This window comes from Streptomyces platensis (genome assembly GCF_008704855.1).
Lineage (GTDB): Bacteria > Actinomycetota > Actinomycetes > Streptomycetales > Streptomycetaceae > Streptomyces > Streptomyces platensis.
In genome coordinates this window covers 5968365-5989969 of sequence record NZ_CP023691.1, presented here as the reverse complement: position 1 = coordinate 5989969, position 21605 = coordinate 5968365, and the positions used below count along the sequence as shown (strand labels likewise).

General features: G+C 69.4%; 24 protein-coding genes. 4 read left to right on the top strand and 20 right to left on the bottom strand.

Annotated elements, in window-relative coordinates:
• Window positions 1–121 precede the first annotated feature (121 nt).
• Entirely contained in the window at window positions 122–970 is an 849-nt protein-coding gene (locus CP981_RS26705; protein ID WP_085922941.1) for a 3-hydroxyacyl-CoA dehydrogenase family protein, read from the bottom strand.
• A 155-nt stretch (window positions 971–1125) separates the two neighbouring features.
• Window positions 1126–1767, bottom strand: coding sequence for a TetR/AcrR family transcriptional regulator (locus CP981_RS26700; RefSeq protein ID WP_085922940.1), 642 nt, complete (start codon window positions 1765–1767; stop codon window positions 1126–1128).
• Between the two features lie 80 nt (window positions 1768–1847).
• On the opposite strand from CP981_RS26700, the gene CP981_RS26695 reads away from it, so the two are divergent.
• The 3 genes from CP981_RS26695 to CP981_RS26685 are packed head-to-tail and all read left to right on the top strand — an operon-like array spanning window position 1848 to window position 3978.
• Entirely contained in the window at window positions 1848–2630 is a 783-nt protein-coding gene (locus CP981_RS26695) for an ABC transporter ATP-binding protein (RefSeq protein ID WP_085922939.1), read from the top strand.
• Between the two features lie 9 nt (window positions 2631–2639).
• Window positions 2640–3395 (top strand): ABC transporter permease, encoded by a 756-nt coding sequence (locus CP981_RS26690; RefSeq protein ID WP_208852985.1) that lies wholly within the window; start codon window positions 2640–2642, stop codon window positions 3393–3395.
• 10 nt (window positions 3396–3405) lie between these two features.
• Window positions 3406–3978: a cob(I)yrinic acid a,c-diamide adenosyltransferase gene (locus CP981_RS26685; RefSeq protein ID WP_042148781.1), complete on the top strand. Its 573-nt coding sequence runs from the start codon at window positions 3406–3408 to the stop codon at window positions 3976–3978.
• 14 nt (window positions 3979–3992) lie between these two features.
• Here the strand turns inward: CP981_RS26685 and CP981_RS26680 are convergent, their stop codons facing one another.
• Window positions 3993–4574, bottom strand: coding sequence for a hypothetical protein (locus CP981_RS26680; RefSeq protein WP_085922938.1), 582 nt, complete (start codon window positions 4572–4574; stop codon window positions 3993–3995).
• Between the two features lie 284 nt (window positions 4575–4858).
• Between CP981_RS26680 and CP981_RS26675 the strand changes: the two genes are divergently transcribed.
• Window positions 4859–5548, top strand: coding sequence for a response regulator (locus tag CP981_RS26675; protein WP_085922937.1), 690 nt, complete (start codon window positions 4859–4861; stop codon window positions 5546–5548).
• A 237-nt stretch (window positions 5549–5785) separates the two neighbouring features.
• Here the strand turns inward: CP981_RS26675 and CP981_RS26670 are convergent, their stop codons facing one another.
• The 17 genes from CP981_RS26670 to rpmE all read right to left on the bottom strand — a co-directional run bounded on the left by CP981_RS26670 (window position 5786) and on the right by rpmE (window position 21437).
• Window positions 5786–6229 (bottom strand): DUF2550 domain-containing protein, encoded by a 444-nt coding sequence (locus CP981_RS26670; RefSeq protein WP_085922936.1) that lies wholly within the window; start codon window positions 6227–6229, stop codon window positions 5786–5788.
• 148 nt (window positions 6230–6377) lie between these two features.
• Entirely contained in the window at window positions 6378–6761 is a 384-nt protein-coding gene (locus tag CP981_RS26665) for a F0F1 ATP synthase subunit epsilon (RefSeq protein ID WP_085922935.1), read from the bottom strand.
• Window positions 6762–6869: 108 nt separating this feature from the next.
• Window positions 6870–8312, bottom strand: a complete 1443-nt coding sequence (atpD, locus tag CP981_RS26660) for a F0F1 ATP synthase subunit beta (RefSeq protein WP_085922934.1) — start codon at window positions 8310–8312, stop codon at window positions 6870–6872.
• Between the two features lie 5 nt (window positions 8313–8317).
• Window positions 8318–9238 (bottom strand): F0F1 ATP synthase subunit gamma, encoded by a 921-nt coding sequence (locus CP981_RS26655; RefSeq protein ID WP_085922933.1) that lies wholly within the window; start codon window positions 9236–9238, stop codon window positions 8318–8320.
• A gap of 20 nt (window positions 9239–9258) precedes the next feature.
• Complete coding sequence (gene atpA, locus CP981_RS26650; RefSeq protein WP_085922932.1) at window positions 9259–10851, bottom strand: F0F1 ATP synthase subunit alpha; 1593 nt, start codon at window positions 10849–10851, stop codon at window positions 9259–9261.
• 214 nt (window positions 10852–11065) lie between these two features.
• On the bottom strand, window positions 11066–11881 hold the full coding sequence (locus CP981_RS26645) for a F0F1 ATP synthase subunit delta (protein WP_085922931.1): 816 nt from the start codon (window positions 11879–11881) through the stop codon (window positions 11066–11068).
• Complete coding sequence (locus CP981_RS26640; protein ID WP_085922930.1) at window positions 11878–12444, bottom strand: F0F1 ATP synthase subunit B; 567 nt, start codon at window positions 12442–12444, stop codon at window positions 11878–11880. The genes CP981_RS26645 and CP981_RS26640 overlap by 4 nt, the downstream gene beginning before the upstream one ends.
• A gap of 41 nt (window positions 12445–12485) precedes the next feature.
• Window positions 12486–12746: an ATP synthase F0 subunit C gene (atpE, locus tag CP981_RS26635; protein WP_085922929.1), complete on the bottom strand. Its 261-nt coding sequence runs from the start codon at window positions 12744–12746 to the stop codon at window positions 12486–12488.
• A gap of 76 nt (window positions 12747–12822) precedes the next feature.
• A complete protein-coding gene (gene atpB, locus CP981_RS26630; RefSeq protein ID WP_085922928.1) occupies window positions 12823–13617 on the bottom strand; it encodes a F0F1 ATP synthase subunit A in 795 nt (264 codons plus the stop codon).
• 279 nt (window positions 13618–13896) lie between these two features.
• A complete protein-coding gene (locus CP981_RS26625; RefSeq protein ID WP_085922927.1) occupies window positions 13897–14334 on the bottom strand; it encodes a Cg1360 family ATP-synthase-associated protein in 438 nt (145 codons plus the stop codon).
• Window positions 14335–14623: 289 nt separating this feature from the next.
• A complete protein-coding gene (locus CP981_RS26620) occupies window positions 14624–15979 on the bottom strand; it encodes an MraY family glycosyltransferase (RefSeq protein ID WP_208852984.1) in 1356 nt (451 codons plus the stop codon).
• 99 nt (window positions 15980–16078) lie between these two features.
• Window positions 16079–17467, bottom strand: a complete 1389-nt coding sequence (locus tag CP981_RS26615) for a serine hydroxymethyltransferase (protein ID WP_208852983.1) — start codon at window positions 17465–17467, stop codon at window positions 16079–16081.
• Between the two features lie 175 nt (window positions 17468–17642).
• Window positions 17643–18320 carry an arsenate reductase/protein-tyrosine-phosphatase family protein gene (locus tag CP981_RS26610; RefSeq protein ID WP_425282165.1) on the bottom strand — a complete coding sequence of 226 codons (678 nt, stop codon included), beginning with the start codon at window positions 18318–18320 and terminating at the stop codon, window positions 17643–17645.
• Complete coding sequence (locus CP981_RS26605; RefSeq protein ID WP_085922926.1) at window positions 18317–18964, bottom strand: L-threonylcarbamoyladenylate synthase; 648 nt, start codon at window positions 18962–18964, stop codon at window positions 18317–18319. Before CP981_RS26605 ends, CP981_RS26610 begins: the two co-directional genes overlap by 4 nt.
• A 70-nt stretch (window positions 18965–19034) precedes the next feature.
• Entirely contained in the window at window positions 19035–19880 is an 846-nt protein-coding gene (gene prmC / locus CP981_RS26600) for a peptide chain release factor N(5)-glutamine methyltransferase (RefSeq protein WP_085922925.1), read from the bottom strand.
• A gap of 80 nt (window positions 19881–19960) precedes the next feature.
• The gene (gene prfA, locus CP981_RS26595) at window positions 19961–21040 is read right to left on the bottom strand and encodes a peptide chain release factor 1 (protein WP_085922924.1); all 1080 of its coding nucleotides are present in this window, start codon (window positions 21038–21040) and stop codon (window positions 19961–19963) included.
• 175 nt (window positions 21041–21215) lie between these two features.
• Window positions 21216–21437: a 50S ribosomal protein L31 gene (gene rpmE, locus CP981_RS26590; protein WP_085922923.1), complete on the bottom strand. Its 222-nt coding sequence runs from the start codon at window positions 21435–21437 to the stop codon at window positions 21216–21218.
• Window positions 21438–21605: the final 168 nt, after the last annotated feature.

The window sequence follows — 21605 nt, the reverse complement described above, 5'->3', positions numbered from 1 at the left end:
GAAGCCTGGACGTCTACAGATCTGACTGCCTCTCGTGCGGCGAAGTTGCCGCCTGTAAGCGAACCGATACCGAATTCACCCCACGGGGTGACGCCATCAGGCCGATGGGCCTGACGCGGCATCAGTGCTCGTAGAAGCCCTGCCCACTCTTGCGTCCGATATCGCCCGCATCGACCATCCGACGCATGATCTCCGGCGGGGCGAACTTCTCGTCCTGGGACTCGGTGTAGATGTTGTCGGTGGCGTGCAGCAGGATGTCGATGCCCGTCAGGTCGGCGGTGGCCAGCGGTCCCATCGCATGGCCGAAGCCCAACTTGCAGGCGGTGTCGATGTCCTCGGCGCTGGCCACGCCGGCTTCGTAGAGCTTGGCGGCCTCGACGACCAGCGCCGAGATCAGGCGGGTGGTGACGAAGCCGGCCACGTCGCGGTTGACGACGACACAGGTCTTGCCGACCGACTCGGCGAACTGCCGGGCGGTGGCGAGGGTTTCGTCGCTGGTCTTGTAACCGCGGACCAGCTCGCACAGCTGCATCATCGGCACCGGCGAGAAGAAGTGCGCACCGACGACCCGCTCGGGGCGGGAGGTGGCCGCGGCGATCTTGGTGATCGGGATGGCGGAGGTGTTGGAGGCCAGCACCGCCTCGTCCTTGACCAGCTTGTCCAGCGCCTGGAAGATCTCCCGCTTGATCTCGATCCGCTCGAAGACGGCCTCGACGACGATGTCCGCGTCGGCGGCGGCTTCCAGGTCGGTCGAGGTGGTGATGCGGGCCAGCGCCTGCTCGGCGTCGGACGCCGCCAGCTTGCCCTTGGCGACGAACTTCTCGTACGAGGCCTCGATGCCACCCTTGCCCCGGGCCAGCGCCTCGTCCGTCACATCGCGGAGAACCACGTCCCAGCCCGCCTGGGCGGAGACCTGCGCGATACCGGATCCCATGAGTCCGGCGCCGATGACGGCGAGCTTCTTTGCCACTGCTGTCCCCTCACACCCTGTGCATTTGACGGTCCTGGGTGACGTTAGCGGTCGTGAGCGATCCTTTGGAGGGTAAGAGATGCGCGTCACGTCTCAGATGACGGACATCACACCGTCGGGGCGCTTCCGCGGGGCACGAACCGGACAGTCCGCCGTCAGCCGGCCGTCCGTACGGCGTAGTTGAGGACCTTTTCGCCCAGAAGCTCTTCCATCTCGTCGAGCAGGACCAGGGCCTCCCGGGAGACCTCGGCGGGCTTGCGGCCGGCGAGCATCTCCTGCGCGATCCACCCCATCAGACTCTGGTGCACCCAGCCGATCTGGCCCGCCATCAGGCCGGGCAGCGGATCGCCGGCCGGGGCTCCGGTCTCCTCCCGGAGGGTTTCCGCCAGGTTGGTGTGGATCTCCTGCTGGAGGAACCAGAGCCGCGCCTTGAGGGTGGGCGCCCCGTCCACCACCCGCATGAACTGGTCGTACCCCTCGATCAGCCCGACCCGCGGCGAGACCGCCGCGACCTCTTCGCGCAGTTCGCGCAGCACGGCGGCGGCCGCGGACTCCCCCGCCGTCCGGCCCCGTACGAAGCGGCAGAGCCGGTCCACCATGCCCTTGCTCCGGTCGAGGAAGAGGTCCTCCTTGGCCGGGAAGTAGTTGTAGACGGTGTTGACGGAGACCTCGGCGGCCTCGGCGATCTCCGCGATGGTCACCGCGTCGAAGCCGCGCGCCAGGAAGAGGCCGGTGGCCACGTCCGAGATGTACTGGCGGGTCTGCCGCTTCTTCCGCTCCCTGAGCCCCTCTGCCATGCCCTCACCCTACCCTTCGCTGGATGGATTGCATTTTTGGGGGCATTGCAATTTTTCAGCCCCTCTGTTTTTCTGAGGGCATGCCAGTCCTCAGCACGTCCGGACTCGCCCGGACCTTCACCACCAAGAGCGGCCCCGTAGAGGCCGTGCGCGGTATCGACCTCACCGCCGAACGCGGCGAGATCCTCGGCTTCCTCGGCCCCAACGGCGCCGGCAAGACCACCACCCTGCGGATGCTCACGACCCTGCTCGCGCCGACCGGCGGCACCGCGACCGTGGCCGGCTGCGACCTCGTCCGCGATCCGGCGGGCGTCCGCCGCGCCGCCGGCTACGTCGCCCAGTCCGGCGGCGTCGACCCGAACGTCTCGGTACGGGAGGAGCTGGTCACCCAGGCCCGCCTCTACCGCCTCGGCAAGGCCGACGCCCTGGCCCGTGCCGCGGAGTTGGCCGCCGACCTGGGCCTGGAGGGGTTGCTCGACCGCAGGACCGCGACGCTCTCCGGCGGTCAGCGGCGCCGGCTGGACATCGCGATGGGCCTCACCCACCGTCCCCAGGTGCTGTTCCTCGACGAGCCCACCACCGGGCTCGATCCGGGCAGCCGCGCCGATCTGTGGGAGCTGGTCCGCCGGATCCGCGCCGAGCACGGCACCACCGTCTTCCTGACCACGCACTACCTCGACGAGGCCGACGCTCTCGCCGACCGGCTGGTGATCGTCGACAAGGGGGTGGTGGTCGCGGAGGGCACCCCGCAGGCCCTCAAACGCGCCCACGCCGGCTCCCCCGACGCCTCCCTCCAGGACACCTTCCTCGCCATCACCGGCGCCGCCCCCGCACCCCGGGACCAGGCCCCCGTCGCCCTCTAGGAGCTCTCCTTGTCCGCCCTGCTTTCCGACACCGCACTGATCTTCGGTCGGTACGCCCGCCAGACGCTGCGCTCCAGACTCCAGATGCTCTTCGGTGTGCTGATGCCGCTGCTGTATCTGCTCTTCTTCGGGCCGCTGCTCACCGGGCTGCCGCTGTCCTCGTCCGGCAGCTCCTGGCAGGTGCTGGTGCCCGGACTCCTGCTCCAACTCGCCCTGTTCGGCGCCTCGTTCTGTGGTTTCGGCATCATTGTCGAGAAGCAGTACGGGGTCGTGGAGCGGATGCGGGTGACCCCGGTGAGCCGGCTGGCGCTGCTGCTGGGGCGGGTGCTGCGCGATGCCCTGCTGTTCGTCTTCCAGGCGGTGCTGCTGGTGCTGGCCGCGCTGGCCATGGGGCTGCGCGCACCGCTGCCCGGCATCCTCATCGGCTTCGCGTTCGTCGCCGTGCTGACCGTGGCGCTGGCCTCGCTGTCGTACGCGCTGGCGCTGAAGGTCCAGACTCCGCAGGAGTTCGGGCCGGTCATCAACTCCGTCACCATGCCCTCGATGCTGCTGTCCGGGCTGATGCTGCCGATGGCCCTGGGGCCCACGTGGCTCGATGTGCTCTCGCACTTCATGCCGTTCCGCTATCTCGTGGACGCGGTCCGGGCGGCCTTCGTCGGCTCCTACGCCTCCCCGGCCCTGCTCTACGGCGTGCTGGTGGCGGTCGCCTTCGCCGCGCTGTCCGTGACCCATGGCACCCGGGCCTTCCGCAGGTCCGCGGCGTAGGCTCGCCCATATGGTGAATCTGACGCGCATCTACACCCGCACCGGCGACAAGGGCACCACCGCCCTCGGCGACATGAGCCGTACCGCCAAGACCGATTCGCGGATCGCGGCGTACGCGGACGCCAACGAGGCCAACGCGGCGATCGGCGTGGCCCTGGCGCTCGGCTCGCTCCCCGAGGACGTCGCCGCGGTGCTGCTGCGGGTGCAGAACGACCTGTTCGATGTCGGCGCGGACCTGTCGACGCCGGTGGTGGAGAACCCGGAATTCCCGCCGCTGCGCGTCGAGCAGAGCTATATCGACAAGCTGGAGGCCGACTGCGACCGCTTCCTGGCGGAGCTGGAGAAGCTGCGCAGCTTCATCCTCCCCGGTGGCACGGCCGGCGCCGCGCTGCTGCACCAGGCGTGCACGGTCGTCCGCCGCGCCGAACGCGCCACCTGGGCGGCTTTCGAGGAGCACGGCGAGACGATGAACCCGCTTACCGCCACCTACCTCAACCGCCTCTCCGACCTCCTGTTCATCCTGGCCCGTACGGCCAACAAGGAGGTCGGGGACGTGCTGTGGGTACCGGGCGGGGAGCGCTGACCGGGGCTCGCCCCCTAGCGCAGCGTCTTCTGCGGCGGCCGGGCCGCTTCCTCGTCGGCCGTGGGCCGGCCCGGGTCCTTCTTCTGCCAGATGAGGTAGGTCAGCGCGATCACACCGTGGACGGCGACGATCCGCAGAGTGGTGAGCTGCCATTCGTGCAGTGACCGGGTGTCGCCGCCGTCGCCGACGTACCAGGTCGCGAGCTGGAGCAGCGCCGCGGCGACCGCGGCCATCACCACCGTGCGCACCCACAGCTTTCCCTCGTGCTTGGCGCGGGCGAGTCCATAACGCTTGACCGGCCGCGGCCCGCCCGCGAAGCGGTGCGCGAAGTGTCCGTCGACCCACTTGATCGTGTAGTGGCCGTAGGCGACCGTGAAGCCGATATAGACGGCGGCCAGGCCGTGTTTCCAGTCCGCGGGCGCCCCGTTCCTCAGGTCGATCGCCGTGACGATCAGCAGGACCAGCTCCAGCAGCGGCTCCATCAGCAGCACCACCGCTCCGGTGCGCGGCATCCGTGCCAGGTAGCGCAGCGCCAGACCGAGCGCCAGCAGTACCCAGAAGCCGACCTCGCAGGCCACGATCAGCACGACGATCACGGCTGTCTCCTTTCCGAACCCTCCATCGAACGTCTCCAGCCTCCCAACGGCCCCCGGCCGCCACCTCGTCGCACACGATGATCCGGGGCTGCAACTTTCGATGTAGCGCGCTCCGTACGGGGATGACCCGGACGTGGCGGCGGCGGGCCGCGGCGCCGTGTTGGATGGTGGGTGACCGCCCCCTCGGCGACCCGGGAGAACCGCATGCAAGGTCTGGCCGAAAGAAGCCGTCCGAGCGGGCTCATGGGGGCGGCTCGGTCCGACCTGGGGGAGGAAATACGACGATGACAGGCGCCGCCACACCGCCGATCCGGGTTCTCGTCGCCGAGGACCAGTCCTCCGTACGGGCCGGACTGGTCCTCATCCTGCGTTCCGCCCCCGACATCGAGGTCGTCGGCGAGGCGGAGGACGGCGTCGAGGCGGTACGGCTCGCCCGCGAGCTGCGCCCCGCCCTCGTCCTCATGGACATCCAGATGCCCCGCCTCGACGGGGTCTCCGCCACCCGGCAGGTGGTCTCCGAGCGGCTGGCGGACGTGCTCGTACTGACCACCTTCGACCTGGACGAATATGTCTTCGGCGCGCTGCGGGCGGGGGCCGCGGGCTTTCTGCTCAAGGACAGCGACGCGGCCGCGCTGCTCACCGCGGTGCGCACCGTGGCGTCCGGCGAGGGGCTGATCGCCCCTGCGGTGACCCGGCGGCTGATCGCGGAGTTCGCGAACCCGCGGACGGCGGGGCGGCCCCCGCGCGAGGGCGCCGCGCCGGACCGGGCGGTCCTGGACGCACTGACCCCGCGTGAGCTGGAGGTGCTGGGCTGTCTGGGCCGGGGGCTGTCGAACGCCGATATCGCGCTACGGCTGGCGATGGCGGAGGCCACCGTGAAGACCCATGTCAGCCGGCTGCTGGCGAAGCTGGATCTGCGCAGCCGGGTGCAAGCGGCCGTACTGGCACAGGAGTTGGGAGTGGACGGGCCGTAGGCGTGGGGGGCGTCCCGTAGGAGCGGGCCGCACGTAAGGGCCGGTCGAACACATCCCGTAGGGGGTGCGGGCCCCCCTTGCGGGGCCACAACGCGGCAAGGGCGGACGCGATTCCCGTGGCCCCGCAGCGACGGCCGTTTCAGGCCGACATCAGGCAGCCACGTGCCGGTTTCAGGCCACGTTCACCCTCCCCCAGACTTCGTCCGGGGGGACCCCCATCCAACGAGACCGCCCAGCTCAGGCCACGTTGACTCGTTGGCCGGGCGGTGCCGCCTCCAGCCAGGCGAGGAAGCCGGTGAGCGCGTCCTCGCTCATCGCCAGTTCCAGACGGGTGCCACGGTGCCGGCAGGCCAGTACGAGGGAGTCGGAGAGCAGCGCCAGCTCCTCCTCGCCCTGGGGAGTGCGGCGCTCCAGGACCTCGATGGCGGAGCGCTCCAGGAGGTGGCGGGGCCGGGGCGCGTACGAGAAGACCCGGAACCACTCCACCCGGTCGCCGTTGTAGCGCGCCACACCGTAGATCCAGCCCTTGCCGCCGGTCTCGTGCTCCGGGACGTTCCAGCGCAGGCTGCAGTCGAAGGTGCCACCGGAGCGCTGGATGAGCCGTCGCCGCAGTCCGAAGACGAACAGCCCCAGCAGCACCAGCACCACGACGATGCCGCTCACAAGCAGAGCGAGGAACATCTCGACCGACCTCCTCGCCTCGAAGGGTGTCCCCCCGCGCCGTGAGGGCGCGAGGGAGGGAAACGCACCTGCATTGCCTCAGCCGCGGGCCGCTCCGGAGGTTTCCGGGCAGCCCGCGGCTGAGGATCGATCTCTTCGGTGGCGGGGCTCAGTGAACGCCCGTCACCGAACGCAGCCGGACATCGGCGCGACGCTCGGCGGCCGCGTCAGCGTCCGACTTCGCTCGCTCCAGGGCCCGCTCCGCGCGCTGGACATCGATCTCATCCGACAGTTCCGCGATCTCCGCGAGCAGAGACAGCTTGTTGTCGGCGAACGAAATGAAGCCGCCGTGCACCGCGGCGACGACGGTGCCGTCCCCGCTCTCGCCGGTCGTACGAATCGTCACCGGGCCCGACTGCAGCACGCCGAGCAGCGGCTGGTGTCCGGGCATGACGCCGATGTCGCCCGACGAGGTGCGCGCGACGACCAGGCTGGCCTCGCCGGACCAGACCTGACGGTCCGCGGCGACCAACTCGACGTGCAGCTCAGCCACGATGGCTCCTCGGGTCTCCACCTGCCTGGCTCGGCAGATGTTGGGTCAAATACTAGTGGTCGTACGGGCCGGGGGCGGCCAGGGCCGCCCCCGGGACCGGTGCCGGGGTCAGGAGACGCCCAGCTCCTTGGCATTGGCCTTCAGGTCCTCGATGCCACCGCACATGAAGAACGCCTGCTCGGGGAAGTGGTCGTAGTCGCCGTCCGCGATCGCGTTGAACGCGGTGATCGACTCGTCCAGCGAGACGTCCGAGCCGTCGACACCGGTGAACTGCTTCGCCACGTGGGTGTTCTGCGACAGGAACCGCTCGATACGACGGGCGCGGTGGACGGTGAGCTTGTCCTCCTCGCCGAGCTCGTCGATACCCAGAATCGCGATGATGTCCTGGAGATCCTTGTACTTCTGGAGGATCGTCTTGACCCGCGACGCGCAGTCGTAGTGCTCCTGCGTGATGTAGCGGGGGTCCAGGATCCGGGACGTCGAGTCCAGCGGGTCGACCGCCGGGTAGATGCCCTTCTCCGAGATCGGGCGCGACAGAACGGTCGTCGCGTCCAGGTGGGCGAAGGTGGTGGCCGGCGCCGGGTCGGTCAGGTCGTCCGCGGGGACGTAGATCGCCTGCATCGAGGTGATCGAGTGACCACGGGTCGAGGTGATGCGCTCCTGGAGGAGACCCATCTCGTCGGCCAGGTTCGGCTGGTAACCCACCGCGGAGGGCATCCGGCCGAGCAGGGTCGACACCTCGGAACCCGCCTGGGTGTACCGGAAGATGTTGTCGATGAAGAACAGCACGTCCTGCTTCTGCACATCGCGGAAGTACTCCGCCATGGTCAGACCGGCCAGGGCGACGCGGAGACGGGTGCCCGGGGGCTCGTCCATCTGACCGAAGACCAGCGCGGTCTTGTCGATGACGCCGGAGTCCGTCATTTCCTCGATGAGGTCGTTGCCCTCACGGGTGCGCTCGCCGACACCGGCGAACACCGACACACCGTCGTGGTTGTTGGCCACGCGGTAGATCATTTCCTGGATCAGCACGGTCTTGCCGACACCGGCACCACCGAACAGACCGATCTTTCCACCCTTGACGTACGGGGTGAGCAGGTCGATGACCTTGACGCCGGTCTCGAACATCTCGGTCTTGGACTCGAGCTGGTCGAAGGACGGAGCCTTGCGGTGGATGGGCCAGCGCTCGGTGACCTCGACCGTGGACGGGTCCACGTTCAGGATCTCGCCGAGGGTGTTGAACACCTTGCCCTTGGTGACATCGCCGACCGGGACGGTGATCCCGGCGCCGGTGTCGGTCACCGCGGCCTGGCGGACCAGACCGTCGGTGGGCTGCATCGAGATCGCACGGACCAGGCCCTCGCCCAGGTGCTGGGCAACCTCGAGGGTCAGGACCTTCTTGGCCCCGGCCTCGGCCGGGTCCGCGATCTCGACAGTCAGCGCGTTGTAGATCTCCGGCATCGCGTCGACGGGGAACTCCACGTCGACGACCGGGCCGATGACCCGCGCGACGCGGCCCGAAGCCGTGGCCGTTTCAACAGTGGTGGTCATAGTGGTCAGTCACTCCCCGCGGTCGCGTCGGCCAGAGCACTGGCGCCACCGACGATCTCGCTGATTTCCTGGGTGATTTCGGCCTGTCGGGCCGCGTTGGCAAGCCGCGAGAGCGACTTGATGAGCTCTTCTGCGTTGTCGGTCGCCGACTTCATCGCACGACGCGTGGCGGCGTGCTTGGAGGCGGCGGCCTGGAGAAGGGCGTTGTAGATCCGCGACTCGACATACCGCGGAAGCAGGGCGTCGAGGACGTCCTCGGCCGACGGCTCGAAGTCGAACAGCGGAAGGATCTCGCCGGCCTGCGCCGACTCGTCCGACTCCGCCGCCTTGTCGAGGCTCAGCGGCAGCAGACGGTCATCGAGCGCCGTCTGCGTCATCATCGAGATGAACTCGGTGAAGACGATGTGGAGTTCGTCCACGCCGCCCTCGGCCGTGTCCCGCTGAACGGCCTCGATCAGCGGCGCAGCGATCGTCTTGGCGTCCGCGTACGTCGGGCTGTCGGTGAAACCGGTCCACGACTCCACGACCTTGCGCTCGCGGAAGCTGTAGTACGACACACCCTTGCGCCCGACGATGTAGGCGTCGACCTCCTTGCCCTCGGCCTTGAGCCGCTCGGTGAGCTGCTCGCCGGCCTTGAGGACGTTGGAGGAGTAGCCGCCGGCCAGACCGCGGTCGCTCGTGATGAGCAGCAGCGCGGCCCGCGAGGGCTGCTCCGCCTCCGTCGTCAGCGGGTGCTGGGTGTTCGAGCCCGTGGCAACCGCTGTCACCGCGCGGGTCAGTTCACTCGCGTACGGCGTCGACGCCGCCACCTGGCGCTGCGCCTTGACGACGCGCGAGGCGGCGATCATCTCCATCGCCTTGGTGATCTTCTTGGTCGCGGTGACGGAGCGGATGCGACGCTTGTAGACCCGGAGCTTGGCTCCCATGGATCAGGTCCCTTCCGTCGTCACTTGCTGGTGCCGGCCGGGGCGTCCTCGCCGAGCAGCTTGCCGTCCGAGGTCTCGAACTGCCGCTTGAAGCCCTCGACGGCCTCGGCGATCGCGCCGATGGTGTCGTCGGACATCTTGGCGCCCTCGCGGATGCTGGTCAGCAGGTCCTTCTTCTCCCGGTGCAGGTGGTCCAGGAGCTCCCGCTCGAAGCGGCGGATGTCCGCCACCGGCACGTCGTCCATCTTGCCGTTGGTGCCGGCCCAGATGGAGACGACCTGGTCCTCGGTCGCGTACGGGGAGTACTGCGCCTGCTTGAGCAGCTCGGTCATCCGCTTACCGCGCTCCAGCTGCTGCTTGGAGGCCGCGTCCAGGTCGGAACCGAAGGCGGCGAACGCCTCCAGCTCGCGGTACTGGGCGAGGTCCACGCGGAGCCGGCCGGACACCTGGCGCATGGCCTTGTGCTGGGCGGAGCCACCGACTCGGGAGACGGAGATACCCACGTTCAGCGCCGGACGCTGGTTGGCGTTGAAGAGGTCCGACTCCAGGAAGCACTGGCCGTCGGTGATGGAAATGACGTTGGTCGGAATGAACGCCGACACGTCGTTCGCCTTGGTCTCGACGATCGGGAGGCCGGTCATCGAGCCGGCGCCCATCTCGTCGGAGAGCTTGGCGCAGCGCTCCAGCAGACGCGAGTGCAGGTAGAAGACGTCGCCCGGGTAGGCCTCACGGCCCGGCGGACGGCGCAGCAGCAGGGACACGGCGCGGTAGGCGTCGGCCTGCTTCGAAAGGTCATCGAAGATGATCAGGACGTGCTTGCCCTGGTACATCCAGTGCTGGCCGATGGCCGAGCCGGTGTAGGGCGCGAGGTACTTGAAGCCCGCCGGGTCGGACGCCGGGGCGGCGACGATGGTGGTGTACTCCAGGGCGCCGGCCTCCTCCAGCGCACCGCGCACGGACGCGATGGTGGAGCCCTTCTGGCCGATGGCGACGTAGATGCAGCGGACCTGCTTCTTCGGGTCGCCCGAGCGCCAGTTGTCGCGCTGGTTGATGATCGTGTCGACGGCCAGGGCGGTCTTGCCGGTCTGGCGGTCACCAATGATCAGCTGACGCTGGCCACGGCCGATCGGCACCATCGAGTCGACGGCCTTGTAGCCGGTCTCCATGGGCTCGTGGACCGACTTACGGACCATGACGCCCGGGGCCTGAAGCTCCAGGGCGCGGCGGCCCTCGGACTCGATCTCGCCGAGGCCGTCGATCGGGTTGCCCAGCGGGTCGACGACGCGGCCGAGGTAGCCCTCGCCCACGGCGACCGAGAGCACCTCACCGGTGCGCTGCACCGGCTGGCCCTCCTCGATGCCGCTGAACTCACCGAGGACCACCGCACCGATCTCGCGCTCTTCCAGGTTCAGCGCAAGACCGAGCGTGCCGTCCTCGAACTTCAGCAGCTCGTTCGCCATCGCCGAGGGAAGGCCCTCGACCTTCGCGATGCCGTCTCCGGCCTCGCTTACCGTGCCGACCTCCTCGCGCGAGGCCGCGTCCGGCTTGTACGCCTGGACGAAGTTCTCCAGCGCGTCCCGGATCTCCTCCGGCCGGATCGTGAGCTCCGCCATCTGGGTTCCCTGCTCTCCTTGTTGGGCCCGAAGTTACTTGCGGGTGTCCGGGGGTCTGTCCCCCGGGGGGTTTCCGCTTACGGCCCAACTCGGGCCGCCGTCATGCTTGTGCTGGTCCCCGGGGCTTCTTCCGGACCGCAGCCGGACCTCGTGGTCCGGCCGGCTGGTCCGGCGTCTGACCGCCGGTTGTGCAGCTCTTGAGTTGGTGGCTGGGTCAGCCGGCCATCCGCCGGCCCGCCTCGTCGAGGCGCTCCGCGATGGTCCCGTTGATGACCTCGTCGCCGATCCGGACCTGGACTCCGCCGAGGACCTCGGGGTCCACGTCGAGGTTCAGGTGGACCTGCCGTCCGTACAGCTGCGCCAGGGAAGCGCCCAGGCGCTGCCGCTGCCCTTCACTGAGGGGCACCGCGGAGGTGACCACCGCGACCATGCGGTCCCGGCGGCTCGCCGCCAGCTTGGAGAGGGCGTCGAGCCCCGCTTCCAGGCTACGGCCCCGCGGCTGTACGACAAGACGGATCACGATGCGCTCGGTGACCGGGTTGGCCCGGCCGCCCAGCAGCGCATTCAGCAGCTCCGTCTTGGCCGCGACCGTCGCGTTCCGGTCGGTCAGCGCACCGCGCAGCTCACTGTTGGAGCTGACGATCCGGCCGAACCGGAAGAGCTCGTCCTCGACGTCGTCGAGCTGGCCGGCCCGCTGCGCGGCGACCAGGTCGGCGCTGTAGGCCAGCTCCTCGAGCGCGTCGGTCAGGTCACGCGAACCCGACCAGCGGGCACGGACCATGCCGGACACCAGGTCGGCGGTCGGACCGCCCACCTTGCCGCCCAGCAGTCGTCCGGCCAGTTCGGCGCGCGCCTCGGCGGCCTGCGCCGGGTCGGTCAGGACCCGACGCAGCGACACCTCGCGGTCGAGCAGAGCGGTGACGGCAGCCAGCTCCTCGGCGAGCTTCGCGGCGTCGACGGACGTGGTGTCCGCCAGCGCGTTGAACTGCTCACGTGCGGAGGCGAGTGCCTCGCGGCTCGCTCCGTTCATCGTCCGGCCTCAGCCTTCGTCGCGTCCGACGCCGCCTTGGCCTCGACGTCGTCGAGGAAGCGGTCGATGGTCCGGCTCTGCCGGGCGTGGTCCTCGAGGGACTCCCCGACGAGCTTGCCGGCCAGGTCGACGGCGAGCTTGCCCACGTCCTGGCGCAGCGCCTGCGCGGCCTGCTTCCGGTCCGCCTCGATCTGGGCGTGACCGGCAGCGATGATCTCCTCACGCTGCCGCTGGCCCTCGGCGCGCATCTCAGCGATGAGCGTCGCGCCCTGCTCCTGCGCCTCCTGGCGCAGACGCGCGGCCTCGTGGCGGGCGTCGGCGAGCTGTGCCCGGTAGTCCGCGAGCACCTGCTGAGCCTCGGCCTGAGTCGCCTCGGCTTCCTCCATGCGGCCTTCGATAAGCGTCCGGCGCTCTTCCAGAACCTTGTTGATGTTCGGGAGGAGCTTCTTGGCCAGGAAGCCGAAGACGATGAAGAAGGCGATCAGGCCGATGACCAGCTCTGGAATCGGCGGGACCAGGGGGTTCTCGGGAACCTCCGCCGCCATGTTCACCAGGGCGTTCACATCAGTGCCTTCCGTCTAAATGGGATAGTCGAAGGGTTCGTTTACTGGTAAACGAAGCCCATGACGATGCCGATCAGGGCGAGCGCCTCACAGAAGGCGAAACCCATGATCTGGTTGGTGCGGATCAGGCCGGCCGCCTCGGGCTGACGGGCCAGGGCCTGGGTGCCGTTACCGAAGATGATGCCGACGCCGACGCCGGGGCCGATCGCGGCCAGGCCGTAACCGATGGAGGCGACGTTGCCGACGACGTTGGTCTTGGCGGAGCCGGCGGCGAGGTTGACCATTTCGAGAGCAGCGGACATGCCGTTACTTCCTTCTCATTTCACGGACCGATGGGGGTTGGCCACCGGACAGCTGTTGGGCTGGGAGCGAGGGCGCTCAGTGGTGCTCGGCGAGCGCGCCCTGGACGTAGTTGCAGGCCAGGAGGACGAAGACATACGCCTGGACGGCCTGGATGAAGAGCTCGAAGGCGGTCATCACGATGGTCATCACGAAGGATGCGCTCGCGTAGACGATGCCGATGCCGTTCAGCAGGTACCAGCTGGCAATGGTGAACAGCAGGATCAGCAGGTGACCCGCGAACATGTTCGCGAACAGTCGGACCGCGTGGGTGAAGGGGCGGATGATCAGGTGCTGAAGCAGTTCGAGCACCATGATCAGCGGCAGCACCCAGCCGAGCGACTTGTCGTAGCCGGTGATGTTCTTCAGGCCGCCGACGAAACCCTGCTTCTTGAACGTCAGGGTCAGCCAGAGGACATAGACCACCAGGGCCAGGCCCATCGGGAAGGCAATGACCGACGTCACCGGGAACGCCATGACCGGGATGATGGACCAGATGTTCATGACCCATACGAAGAAGAACAGCGAGACCATGAAGGGGACGTACTTGTCGCCCTCCTTCTTCCCCAGCGCGTCATAGACGAGCCCGCGGCGCACGAAGTCGTAGCCCGCTTCGCCGATCATCTGGAGCTTTCCGGGCACCACCTTCGCCCGGCCGAAAGCGGCCCAGAAGAACCACACCACGACCACCGTGCTGAGGAACGCCAGCAGCATCGGCTTGTTGAACTCGTAGCCACCGATGGTGAAGAGGGGTTCGAAGACGAACGAATGAAGGCCCGGGGCCTCGAAGCCACAGCCGGAAAAGATGTGGCAGTCGGTCTCGAAGGCGAGCATCGTTTCAGCACTCACCGCGAGCTCCTTCAGCGTGGCGCATGGGTACGGCAACCTCGTTGTGTCGGCGCGGCGTTGAGCCACGGAGCGGCACTGGACTGGTCTTACGGATTAGGGGGCGGCTGGCGGGCGCTGGGCCCGGCCACATCACAGGCATTGGCCGCGAGAACTGCCCGTTCCATCGAGTGGAACCCGGGAGCTCAGCCGCCTGCGCCAACTGTGCCGCAGTTGGAACCGGACGATAGCAGGCCCGCAAGAGGGCATTTATCTCGGCCCTACGTGTCACGTCGGCGACCCCGCCGTCTCCGCCTTCTTCGTCCCGGCGGAGTCGGGTTCCACGTACAGAATCTTCGCCTTCATATGACCGCGGGTCTGTGCCGCGATCCACACGAGGGTGGCGCCGAGCAAGGTGAACGCAAAAGCCTTGGTATCGAAGAACGTGGTGTCCTTGAACGCGATCAGGAAGACCGCCACGAACAGGATCTGCACGGTGTACAGCAGCAGGCCCATCATCTGGAACAGCTGCGGGTGGTTCTTCGCGGTCTTTTGCAGGACGACGAGACCGGCCCCCATCACGAGCAGCACCAGCACGGTGCCGATGACGGCGCCGAGCGCTCCCGGCACACCTGCGACCGCGCCGCTCACGGCAACGGCGACAGCGCCGATGGCGAGGGTGGGCACAACGGCGTGAAGGAGTAGTCGGGCGTCATTCGACTGCATGGCGGCGCTCCGGCAAAAGATGTGGGGTGTGTCGTCATGGACGAGCGTAGACCCGGCCTGAGGCGGAACCTGCGGCCCAAGGGCAGTCGCACTACGGCCCTTCGGCTCTATCGCCGGGTTTCGTGAACGGTATCACAAACTATTTGATGAGGTCTTTACCTGGTTCGTGTGGACCCTGTCACACCTGAGCGTGAACGTGCGCGTTGGTGCACTGACGGGCCGCCTTATGTCTGGTATGGAGTCAACCGTCCCGATTCTTGAGGCACGTTCGGGCGATCGAACCTCTGGATCAGCGGTGACTGTCCGCCTTCCGGCGACCCACGAAGCGTGAGCGGTCCCCGATCGCGGTGGCCCCGTGGAGGCCCGCCGGAACCGGCTCCCGCTCCTCCTCCGGCCCGGCGGCGCTCTCGTCGTCCAGTGCCACGCCGGTCGCGTCCGTCGTCGCGGCCGGCGCCGTCGCGGGGGCGATCCGGCGGTAGCGCGGCGGCACCATCCACTCCGCCCAGAGGGGCGCCCGCGGCGTGAAGCGCGGCAGCAGAAGCAGCACCAGACCCACCGCGCTCAGCAGCACGATGCCCAGCACGATCCACATGCTCGCGTTGTTCGCGGAGTAGGCGACCGCGCCGAAGGCGATCAGCGCCGACCAGAAGTACATGATCAGCACGGCCCGGCTGTGCGAGTGCCCGATCTCCAGCAGCCGGTGGTGCAGATGGCCGCGGTCGGCGGCGAACGGCGACTGGCCCTGCCACGTACGCCGCACGATCGCCAGGATCAGGTCGGCGACCGGCACCGCGATGATCGTCAGCGGCAGCAGCAGCGGGATGTAGACCGGCACCATCGCGTGGGTCGCCTCACGCAGACCGCCCGCCTTGACGTTGAGCAGGTCCGGGTCGACCTGGCCGGTCACCGAGACCGCGCCCGCGGCCATGACCAGGCCGATCAGCATCGATCCCGAGTCGCCCATGAAGATCCGCGCCGGGTGCATGTTGTGCGGCAGGAAGCCGAGGCACATGCCCATGAGAACGACCGAGAACAGCGTTGCGGGCGCGGCCGCCTCGATGCCGTAGCCGAACCACATCCGGTACGCGTACATGAAGAACGCCGCGGCGGCGATGCACACCATGCCGGAGGCGAGACCGTCCAGGCCGTCCACGAAGTTCACCGCGTTGATGGTGATCACGACGAGGGCGACGGTCAGCAGGGTGCCCTGCATCGGGGTGAGGGAGACCGTGCCGACACCGGGGATCGGGATCCAGAGGATCGTCAGGCCCTGGAGGACCATCACGCCCGCGGCGATCATCTGGCCGCCGAGCTTGACCAGCGCGTCCACGCCCCACTTGTCGTCCAGGACGCCGAGGATCCAGATCAGCGCGGCGCCGGAGAGCAGCGCCCGGGGCTCGTTGGAGTTCTCGAAGACGGTCTTGAGGTTGGTCAGATGCGAGGCGACCAGCAGGCCGGCGCAGAGCCCGCCGAACATCGCGATGCCGCCGAGTCGTGGCGTCGGCTCGCGGTGCACATCACGCGCGCGGATCTCCGGCATCGCCCCGGCCGCGATGGCGAATTTCCGCACCGGGCCGGTCAGCAGGTAGGTCACCGCGGCCGTGACGCACAGCGTCAGCAGGTATTCACGCACGGGCTGCCCCATTGGTATAGCTGGCCATCACAGCCCCACACCCTATGCGTGTCCGCCCCCTGGCCGTGAATACAGGAAAAGACGCCGGGCGTCAGCGGATGGTTCCCGCCGTCATCCGTGATCGGGATATGGCGGGAAACCGTGGACCAAAGCGACGGTACGGGAGCGGACCGCACCGTCCTCCTCCAGCGCCGCCACGATCAGCTCGGCGACCGCCTTCATCTCGGTCTCGCCCATGCCCTGGGTCGTCACCGCGGCGGTGCCCATCCGGATGCCGGTCCGGCCCGCCGCGAGAACGCCGGGGGGCTCGGCGCACGGCAGCGCGCAGGTGTCCAGCACGATACCGGCGGCGGCCAGCCGGCCCCGGGCGGTGCGCGCGTCCAGGCCCAGCGGAGCGGTATCTGCGGTGATCAGATGGGTGTCGGTGCCGCCGGTGTTGATGGTCAGACCGTGTCCGGCGAGCGCCTCGGCGAGCGCGCGGGCATTGGCCGTGACCTGATGGGCATACGCGCCGAAGGCGGGCGTGGCGGCCTCCGCGAAGGCCACGGCCTTGGCGGCGACGGAGTTCATCTGGGCGCCCCCTTGGGTGAAGGGGAACACCGCGCGGTCGATCCGCTCGGCCAGCTTCGTGCCGCACAGGATCAGCCCGCCGCGCGGCCCGCGCAGCACCTTGTGTGTGGTTCCGCACACCACATCGGCGTACGGGACGGGGCTGGGCGCCGCTCCCCCGGCGATCAGCCCCAGGGGGTGCGCGACATCCGCGATCAGGTAGGCGCCGGTCTCGTCGGCGATGTCACGGAAGGCGGCGTAGTCGAGGTGCCGGGGATAGGAGATCGAGCCGCAGACGATGGCCTTGGGCCGGCGGGCGCGGGCCAGCTCGCGGATCGCGTCGTAGTCGAGCAGGCCGGTCTCCTCGTCGACGCCGTAGCCGGCGAAGTCGAACCAGCGGCCGGAGAAGTTGGCCGGTGATCCATGGGTGAGGTGTCCGCCGTGCGGGAGGGACATGGCCAGAACGGTGTCTCCGGGGCGCAGCAGGGCGGCGTAGGCGGCCAGCACGGCCGAAGACCCGGAGTGGGCCTGGACGTTGGCGTGTTCGGCGCCGAAGAGGGCCTTGGCGCGCTCCACCGCGATCCGCTCGGCGAGGTCGACGATCTCGCAGCCGCCGTGGTGCCGTGCCCCCGGATAGCCCTCGGCGTATTTGTTGCCCAAGGGAGACCCGAGGGCGGCGAGGACGGCCGGCGAGGTGAAGTTCTCCGCGGCGATCAGCTGGAGTCCGTCGCTCTGCCGGGCGCTCTCCCCGAGCAGTACGCCGGCGATCTCCGGGTCCTGGCGCAGCAGGGCGGCGAAGTCCGGGGAGCCGGCCGGCCGGGTCCCGGCCTCACGGGCGGCCCGCGCCCGGTCTTCGACGGTCTCGTCCGGACCGGCGCCGGCAGCGGGCGCGGGGGCCGGGGAAAGGGTGTCCGGGGTCTCGCTACGGGGTGACGCGGTGGTGGCAGGCATCGCTTGCTCCGGGCCTCGTACGGGGACGTAGTCCCAATGTAGGCGCGGCAGGGCGATCAAGCGCGGTGTGCGGGCCGCTCGGGGGCCCGCAGGCCACCCCGGGACCCGGACCGCTCGGCACGGGCTCCGGGGGCCTGTCCGGCGGGACAGCGCGCCTGGGCCCGCGCCGGGGCGTCTAGGCGCGCGCCGGGAGTCCCGTGAGGGCGGTGACGACCGGGTCGAGCGCCTGGTTGATCTCGTCGCCGATGGAGCGGAAGAAGGTGATGGGGGCGCCGTAGGGGTCGTAGACCTCGTCGGACTGCGGGTTGGGCGCCAGCAGCCAGCCGCGCAGCGCCGCGGCGGCGCCGACCAGCGCACGGGCGCGCTCGACCAGCCCGCCGTCCGGCAGGTCCGGATCGGGCTCGGGCAGCGTGGCCGGGTCTATGGCCCGCACCAGCCGGTTGAACTCCTTCAGCGTGAAGGTGCGCAGCCCCGCCGAATGGCCCATCGAGATGACCTGGGCGCGGTGGTCGCGGGTGGCGGTGAGCACCAGGTCGGCCCGGATGACGTGCTCGTCGAGCAGCTCACGGCCGAGGAAGCCGGCCGGGTCGGCACCGTAGTCGGTGAGCACCGTGGCGGCGTGCGTCTCCATCGGGGCGCCCTCGTGGCCCCAGGTTCCGGCGCTCTCCACGAGCAGCCCGCCACTGCGCGCCGCACCGAGCCGCAGTTCCAGGGCATGGCGGTGCAGCCGCTCGGTGATCGGCGAGCGGCAGACGTTGCCGGTGCTGACGTGGAGAATCCGAAAAGGGGAGGGAGGGGGTACAGGAGTGTCGCCACCTGGTCCCGCTATGCCACGCCCCGGGGGCGCCATCAATTGGCCACCTCGAGCTCGGGTACCACCTTGCGCAGCTCTTCCGCGCTGATCGCGCCCTCGCGCAGCAGCACCGGCGTCTTGCCGGTGACATCGACGATCGAGGACGGTACGGCGGCGGGCGTGGGACCGCCGTCCAGATAGACGGAGACCGAGTCGCCCAGCATTTCCTGTGCGGCGTCGCAGTCCTGCGGGGACGGGTGGCCGGTGAGGTTGGCACTGGAGACGGCCATCGGACCGAACTCGGTGAGCAGCTCGATCGCGACGGGGTGCAGCGGCATCCGTACGGCGACCGTGCCCCGGGTCTCGCCCAGGTCCCAGGTCAGCGACGGCTGGTGCTTGGCGACGAGGGTGAGCGCACCGGGCCAGAAGGCGTCGACCAGCTCCCAGGCCTGCTCGGAGAAGTCGGTGACCAGGCCGTGCAGGGTGTTGGGGGACCCGACGAGGACCGGCGAGGGCATACCGCGGCCGCGGCCCTTGGCCTCCAGCAGGTCGCCGACGGCCTCGGCGCTGAAGGCGTCCGCGCCGATGCCGTAGACGGTGTCGGTCGGCAGCACGACCAGCTCACCGCGGCGGACGGCCGAGGCGGCCTCGCGCAGACCGGTGGTGCGGTCGGTCGCGTCGCTGCAGTCGTATCGCCGTGCCATTACGGGACCTCCTCGTGCGAAACGAATACTTCGGATGCATCGGCTGCATCAGGCGCCGAAGCGAAACGCGTCATGGCGTCGCCCGGCGCGCGGTGGCGAAACGGGGCCTGTTGTTGAGGTCCGGGTGATCGGCCGCATCGGCCCAGCCCCGCTCCTCGGTGAAGATCCACGGCACCTGCCCGCCCTGGGTGTCGGCATGCTCGATGACGACCACGCCGCCGGGGCGCAGCAGACGGTGTGCGGTCCGCTCGATGCCCCGGATGGTGTCCAGGCCGTCCTGGCCCGAGAACAGCGCGAGCTCGGGGTCGTGGTCGCGGGCCTCGGGTGCGACGTACTCCCACTCGGTCAGCGGGATGTACGGCGGGTTGGAGACGACCAGGTCGACCTGCCCGTCCAGTTCGGGAAGCGCGGTCAGCGCGTCGCCCTGATGGAGAACGACGCGGGACCCCTCGACGTTCTTGCGGGCGTAGTCCAGGGCCTCGTCGGACAGCTCCACGGCGTGCACCCGCGAGCGGGGGACCTCCTGGGCCAGGGCGAGGGCGATCGCCCCCGAGCCGGTGCACAGGTCGACGATCAGCGGTTCGACGACGTCCATGGCCCGGACGGCGTCTATCGCCCAGCCGACCACCGATTCGGTCTCCGGGCGGGGTACGAACACCCCCGGCCCGACGGCGAGTTCGAGGTAGCGGAAGAACGCCCGTCCGGTGATGTGCTGGAGCGGCTCACGGGCCTCGCGGCGGGCGACGGCCTCCCAGTAGCGGGCGTCGAAGTCCGCGTCCTTGACGTGGTGCAGCTCCCCCCGTTTGACGCCGTGCACGAACGCGGCGAGTTCCTCGGCGTCGAAGCGCGGCGAGGGCACACCGGCGTCGGCCAGCCGCTGGGTGGCCTGGGCCACCTCGGCGAGCAGAAGGTTCACGGGGCCTTCCTCCTAGTGCGCTGCGTCTTCATGGTGCGGGTTCGCCGTCGACCGGCCGGGGCGTACCGGGTCGTGCGGGCTTACTGGGCGGCGGCGAGCTTCGCTGCCGAGTCGGCGTCGACACACGCCTGGATGACCGGATCGAGCTCGCCGTCGAGCACCTGGTCCAAGTTGTACGCCTTGAAGCCGACCCGGTGGTCCGAGATGCGGTTTTCCGGGAAGTTGTACGTCCGGATGCGCTCGGAGCGGTCGACCGTGCGGACCTGGCTGCGCCGGGCGTCCGACGCCTCCCGCTCGGCCTCTTCCTGGGCGGCGGCCAGCAGCCGGGAGCGCAGGATGCGCAGCGCCTGCTCCTTGTTCTGGAGCTGGCTCTTCTCGTTCTGGCAGGAGACCACGATGCCGGTGGGCAGGTGCGTGATGCGCACCGCGGAGTCGGTGGTGTTGACCGACTGGCCGCCGGGGCCGGAGGAGCGGTAGACATCGATCCGCAGGTCGTTGGGGCCGATCTCGACCTCGACCTCCTCGGCCTCCGGCGTGACCAGCACACCGGCCGCGGAGGTGTGGATGCGGCCCTGCGACTCGGTGGCGGGCACCCGCTGGACGCGGTGCACCCCGCCCTCGTACTTCAGCCGCGCCCAGACGCCCTGTCCGGGCTCGGTGGCGCCGCCCCCGCCCTTGGTCTTCACGGCGACCTGGACGTCCTTGTAGCCGCCGAGGTCGGACTCGTTGGCCTCCAGGATCTCGGTCTTCCAGCCGGCCCGCTCGGCGTAGCGCAGATACATCCGCAGCAGGTCGCCGGCGAACAGCGCGGACTCCTCGCCGCCCTCACCGGCCTTGACCTCGAGGATGACGTCCTTGTCGTCGCTGGGGTCGCGCGGGACGAGCAGCAGCCGCAGCTTCTCGGTCAGCTCGCCGCGCCGGGCGTCGAGCTCCTTGACCTCGTCGGCGAAGTCCGGGTCGTCCGCGGCGAGTTCGCGCGCGGTCTCCATGTCCTCGCCGGTCTGCTTCCAGTCGCGGTACGTCGCGGTGATCGGGGTCAGCTCGGCATAACGCTTGTTGAGCCGCATGGCCTCGCGCTGGTCGGCGTGGACCGCGGGGTCGGCCAGCCGCTTCTCGAGATCGGCGTGCTCGCCGATCAGTTCTTCGACCGCCTCGAACATCGTGGAGTTCCTCTACTGGCTGCTGTGATGACCGGAGTACCGGGGCGCCGGCCCGTGGGGGGTGCTGCGCCGCGGGCCCCGGGACGCCCGTACGGGAGCCAAGGGCCAGGACGACAAAACGCCGGTCCGGTCACCCCTGAGCAGGGGCGACCGGAGACCGGCGCCTTGAGGGTCGCTACTTCTTGGCAGCGGCGCCCTTGCCGAAGCGGGCCTCGAAGCGGGCCACGCGGCCGCCCGTGTCCATGATCTTCTGCTTGCCGGTGTAGAACGGGTGGCACTCGGAGCAGATGTCGGCGCGGACCGTGCCGCTGGCGACCGTGCTACGGGTGGTGAAGGACGCGCCACAGGTGCAGCTGACCTGGGTCTCGACGTACTCCGGGTGAATGTCGCGCTTCAAGGGATTCTCCTAGGTTCGGGAGTGCACCGGGTCGTGTCGCGGGTTGCGTCACGTGAACCGGGGCCGACGGTCCAGTCTGCCAGGACTAGCCGCATCTCCCAAAACCGGGGTGCGGACGCAACTATTCCCCCGGCCGGTTCCGGGGCCGCCGGACCCCGGAACCGCTGG

Excerpts from the sequence above, each read along its gene's own strand:
- atpE (WP_085922929.1), bottom strand. The coding sequence starts at position 12,746 with ATGTCCGCTGCTCTCGAAATGGTCAACCTCGCCGCCGGCTCCGCCAAG.
- CP981_RS26655 (WP_085922933.1), bottom strand. The coding sequence starts at position 9,238 with ATGGGAGCCAAGCTCCGGGTCTACAAGCGTCGCATCCGCTCCGTCACC.
- CP981_RS26670 (WP_085922936.1), bottom strand. The coding sequence starts at position 6,229 with ATGTTCCTCGCTCTGCTTGTGAGCGGCATCGTCGTGGTGCTGGTGCTG.
- CP981_RS26675 (WP_085922937.1), top strand. The coding sequence starts at position 4,859 with ATGACAGGCGCCGCCACACCGCCGATCCGGGTTCTCGTCGCCGAGGAC.
- CP981_RS26645 (WP_085922931.1), bottom strand. The coding sequence starts at position 11,881 with ATGAACGGAGCGAGCCGCGAGGCACTCGCCTCCGCACGTGAGCAGTTC.
- CP981_RS26620 (WP_208852984.1), bottom strand. The coding sequence starts at position 15,979 with ATGGGGCAGCCCGTGCGTGAATACCTGCTGACGCTGTGCGTCACGGCC.
- CP981_RS26695 (WP_085922939.1), top strand. The coding sequence starts at position 1,848 with ATGCCAGTCCTCAGCACGTCCGGACTCGCCCGGACCTTCACCACCAAG.
- CP981_RS26700 (WP_085922940.1), bottom strand. The coding sequence starts at position 1,767 with ATGGCAGAGGGGCTCAGGGAGCGGAAGAAGCGGCAGACCCGCCAGTAC.
- prfA (WP_085922924.1), bottom strand. The coding sequence starts at position 21,040 with ATGTTCGAGGCGGTCGAAGAACTGATCGGCGAGCACGCCGATCTCGAG.
- atpD (WP_085922934.1), bottom strand. The coding sequence starts at position 8,312 with ATGACCACCACTGTTGAAACGGCCACGGCTTCGGGCCGCGTCGCGCGG.
- CP981_RS26625 (WP_085922927.1), bottom strand. The coding sequence starts at position 14,334 with ATGCAGTCGAATGACGCCCGACTACTCCTTCACGCCGTTGTGCCCACC.
- CP981_RS26605 (WP_085922926.1), bottom strand. The coding sequence starts at position 18,964 with ATGGCACGGCGATACGACTGCAGCGACGCGACCGACCGCACCACCGGT.
- CP981_RS26685 (WP_042148781.1), top strand. The coding sequence starts at position 3,406 with ATGGTGAATCTGACGCGCATCTACACCCGCACCGGCGACAAGGGCACC.
- CP981_RS26615 (WP_208852983.1), bottom strand. The coding sequence starts at position 17,467 with ATGCCTGCCACCACCGCGTCACCCCGTAGCGAGACCCCGGACACCCTT.
- atpA (WP_085922932.1), bottom strand. The coding sequence starts at position 10,851 with ATGGCGGAGCTCACGATCCGGCCGGAGGAGATCCGGGACGCGCTGGAG.
- atpB (WP_085922928.1), bottom strand. The coding sequence starts at position 13,617 with ATGCTCGCCTTCGAGACCGACTGCCACATCTTTTCCGGCTGTGGCTTC.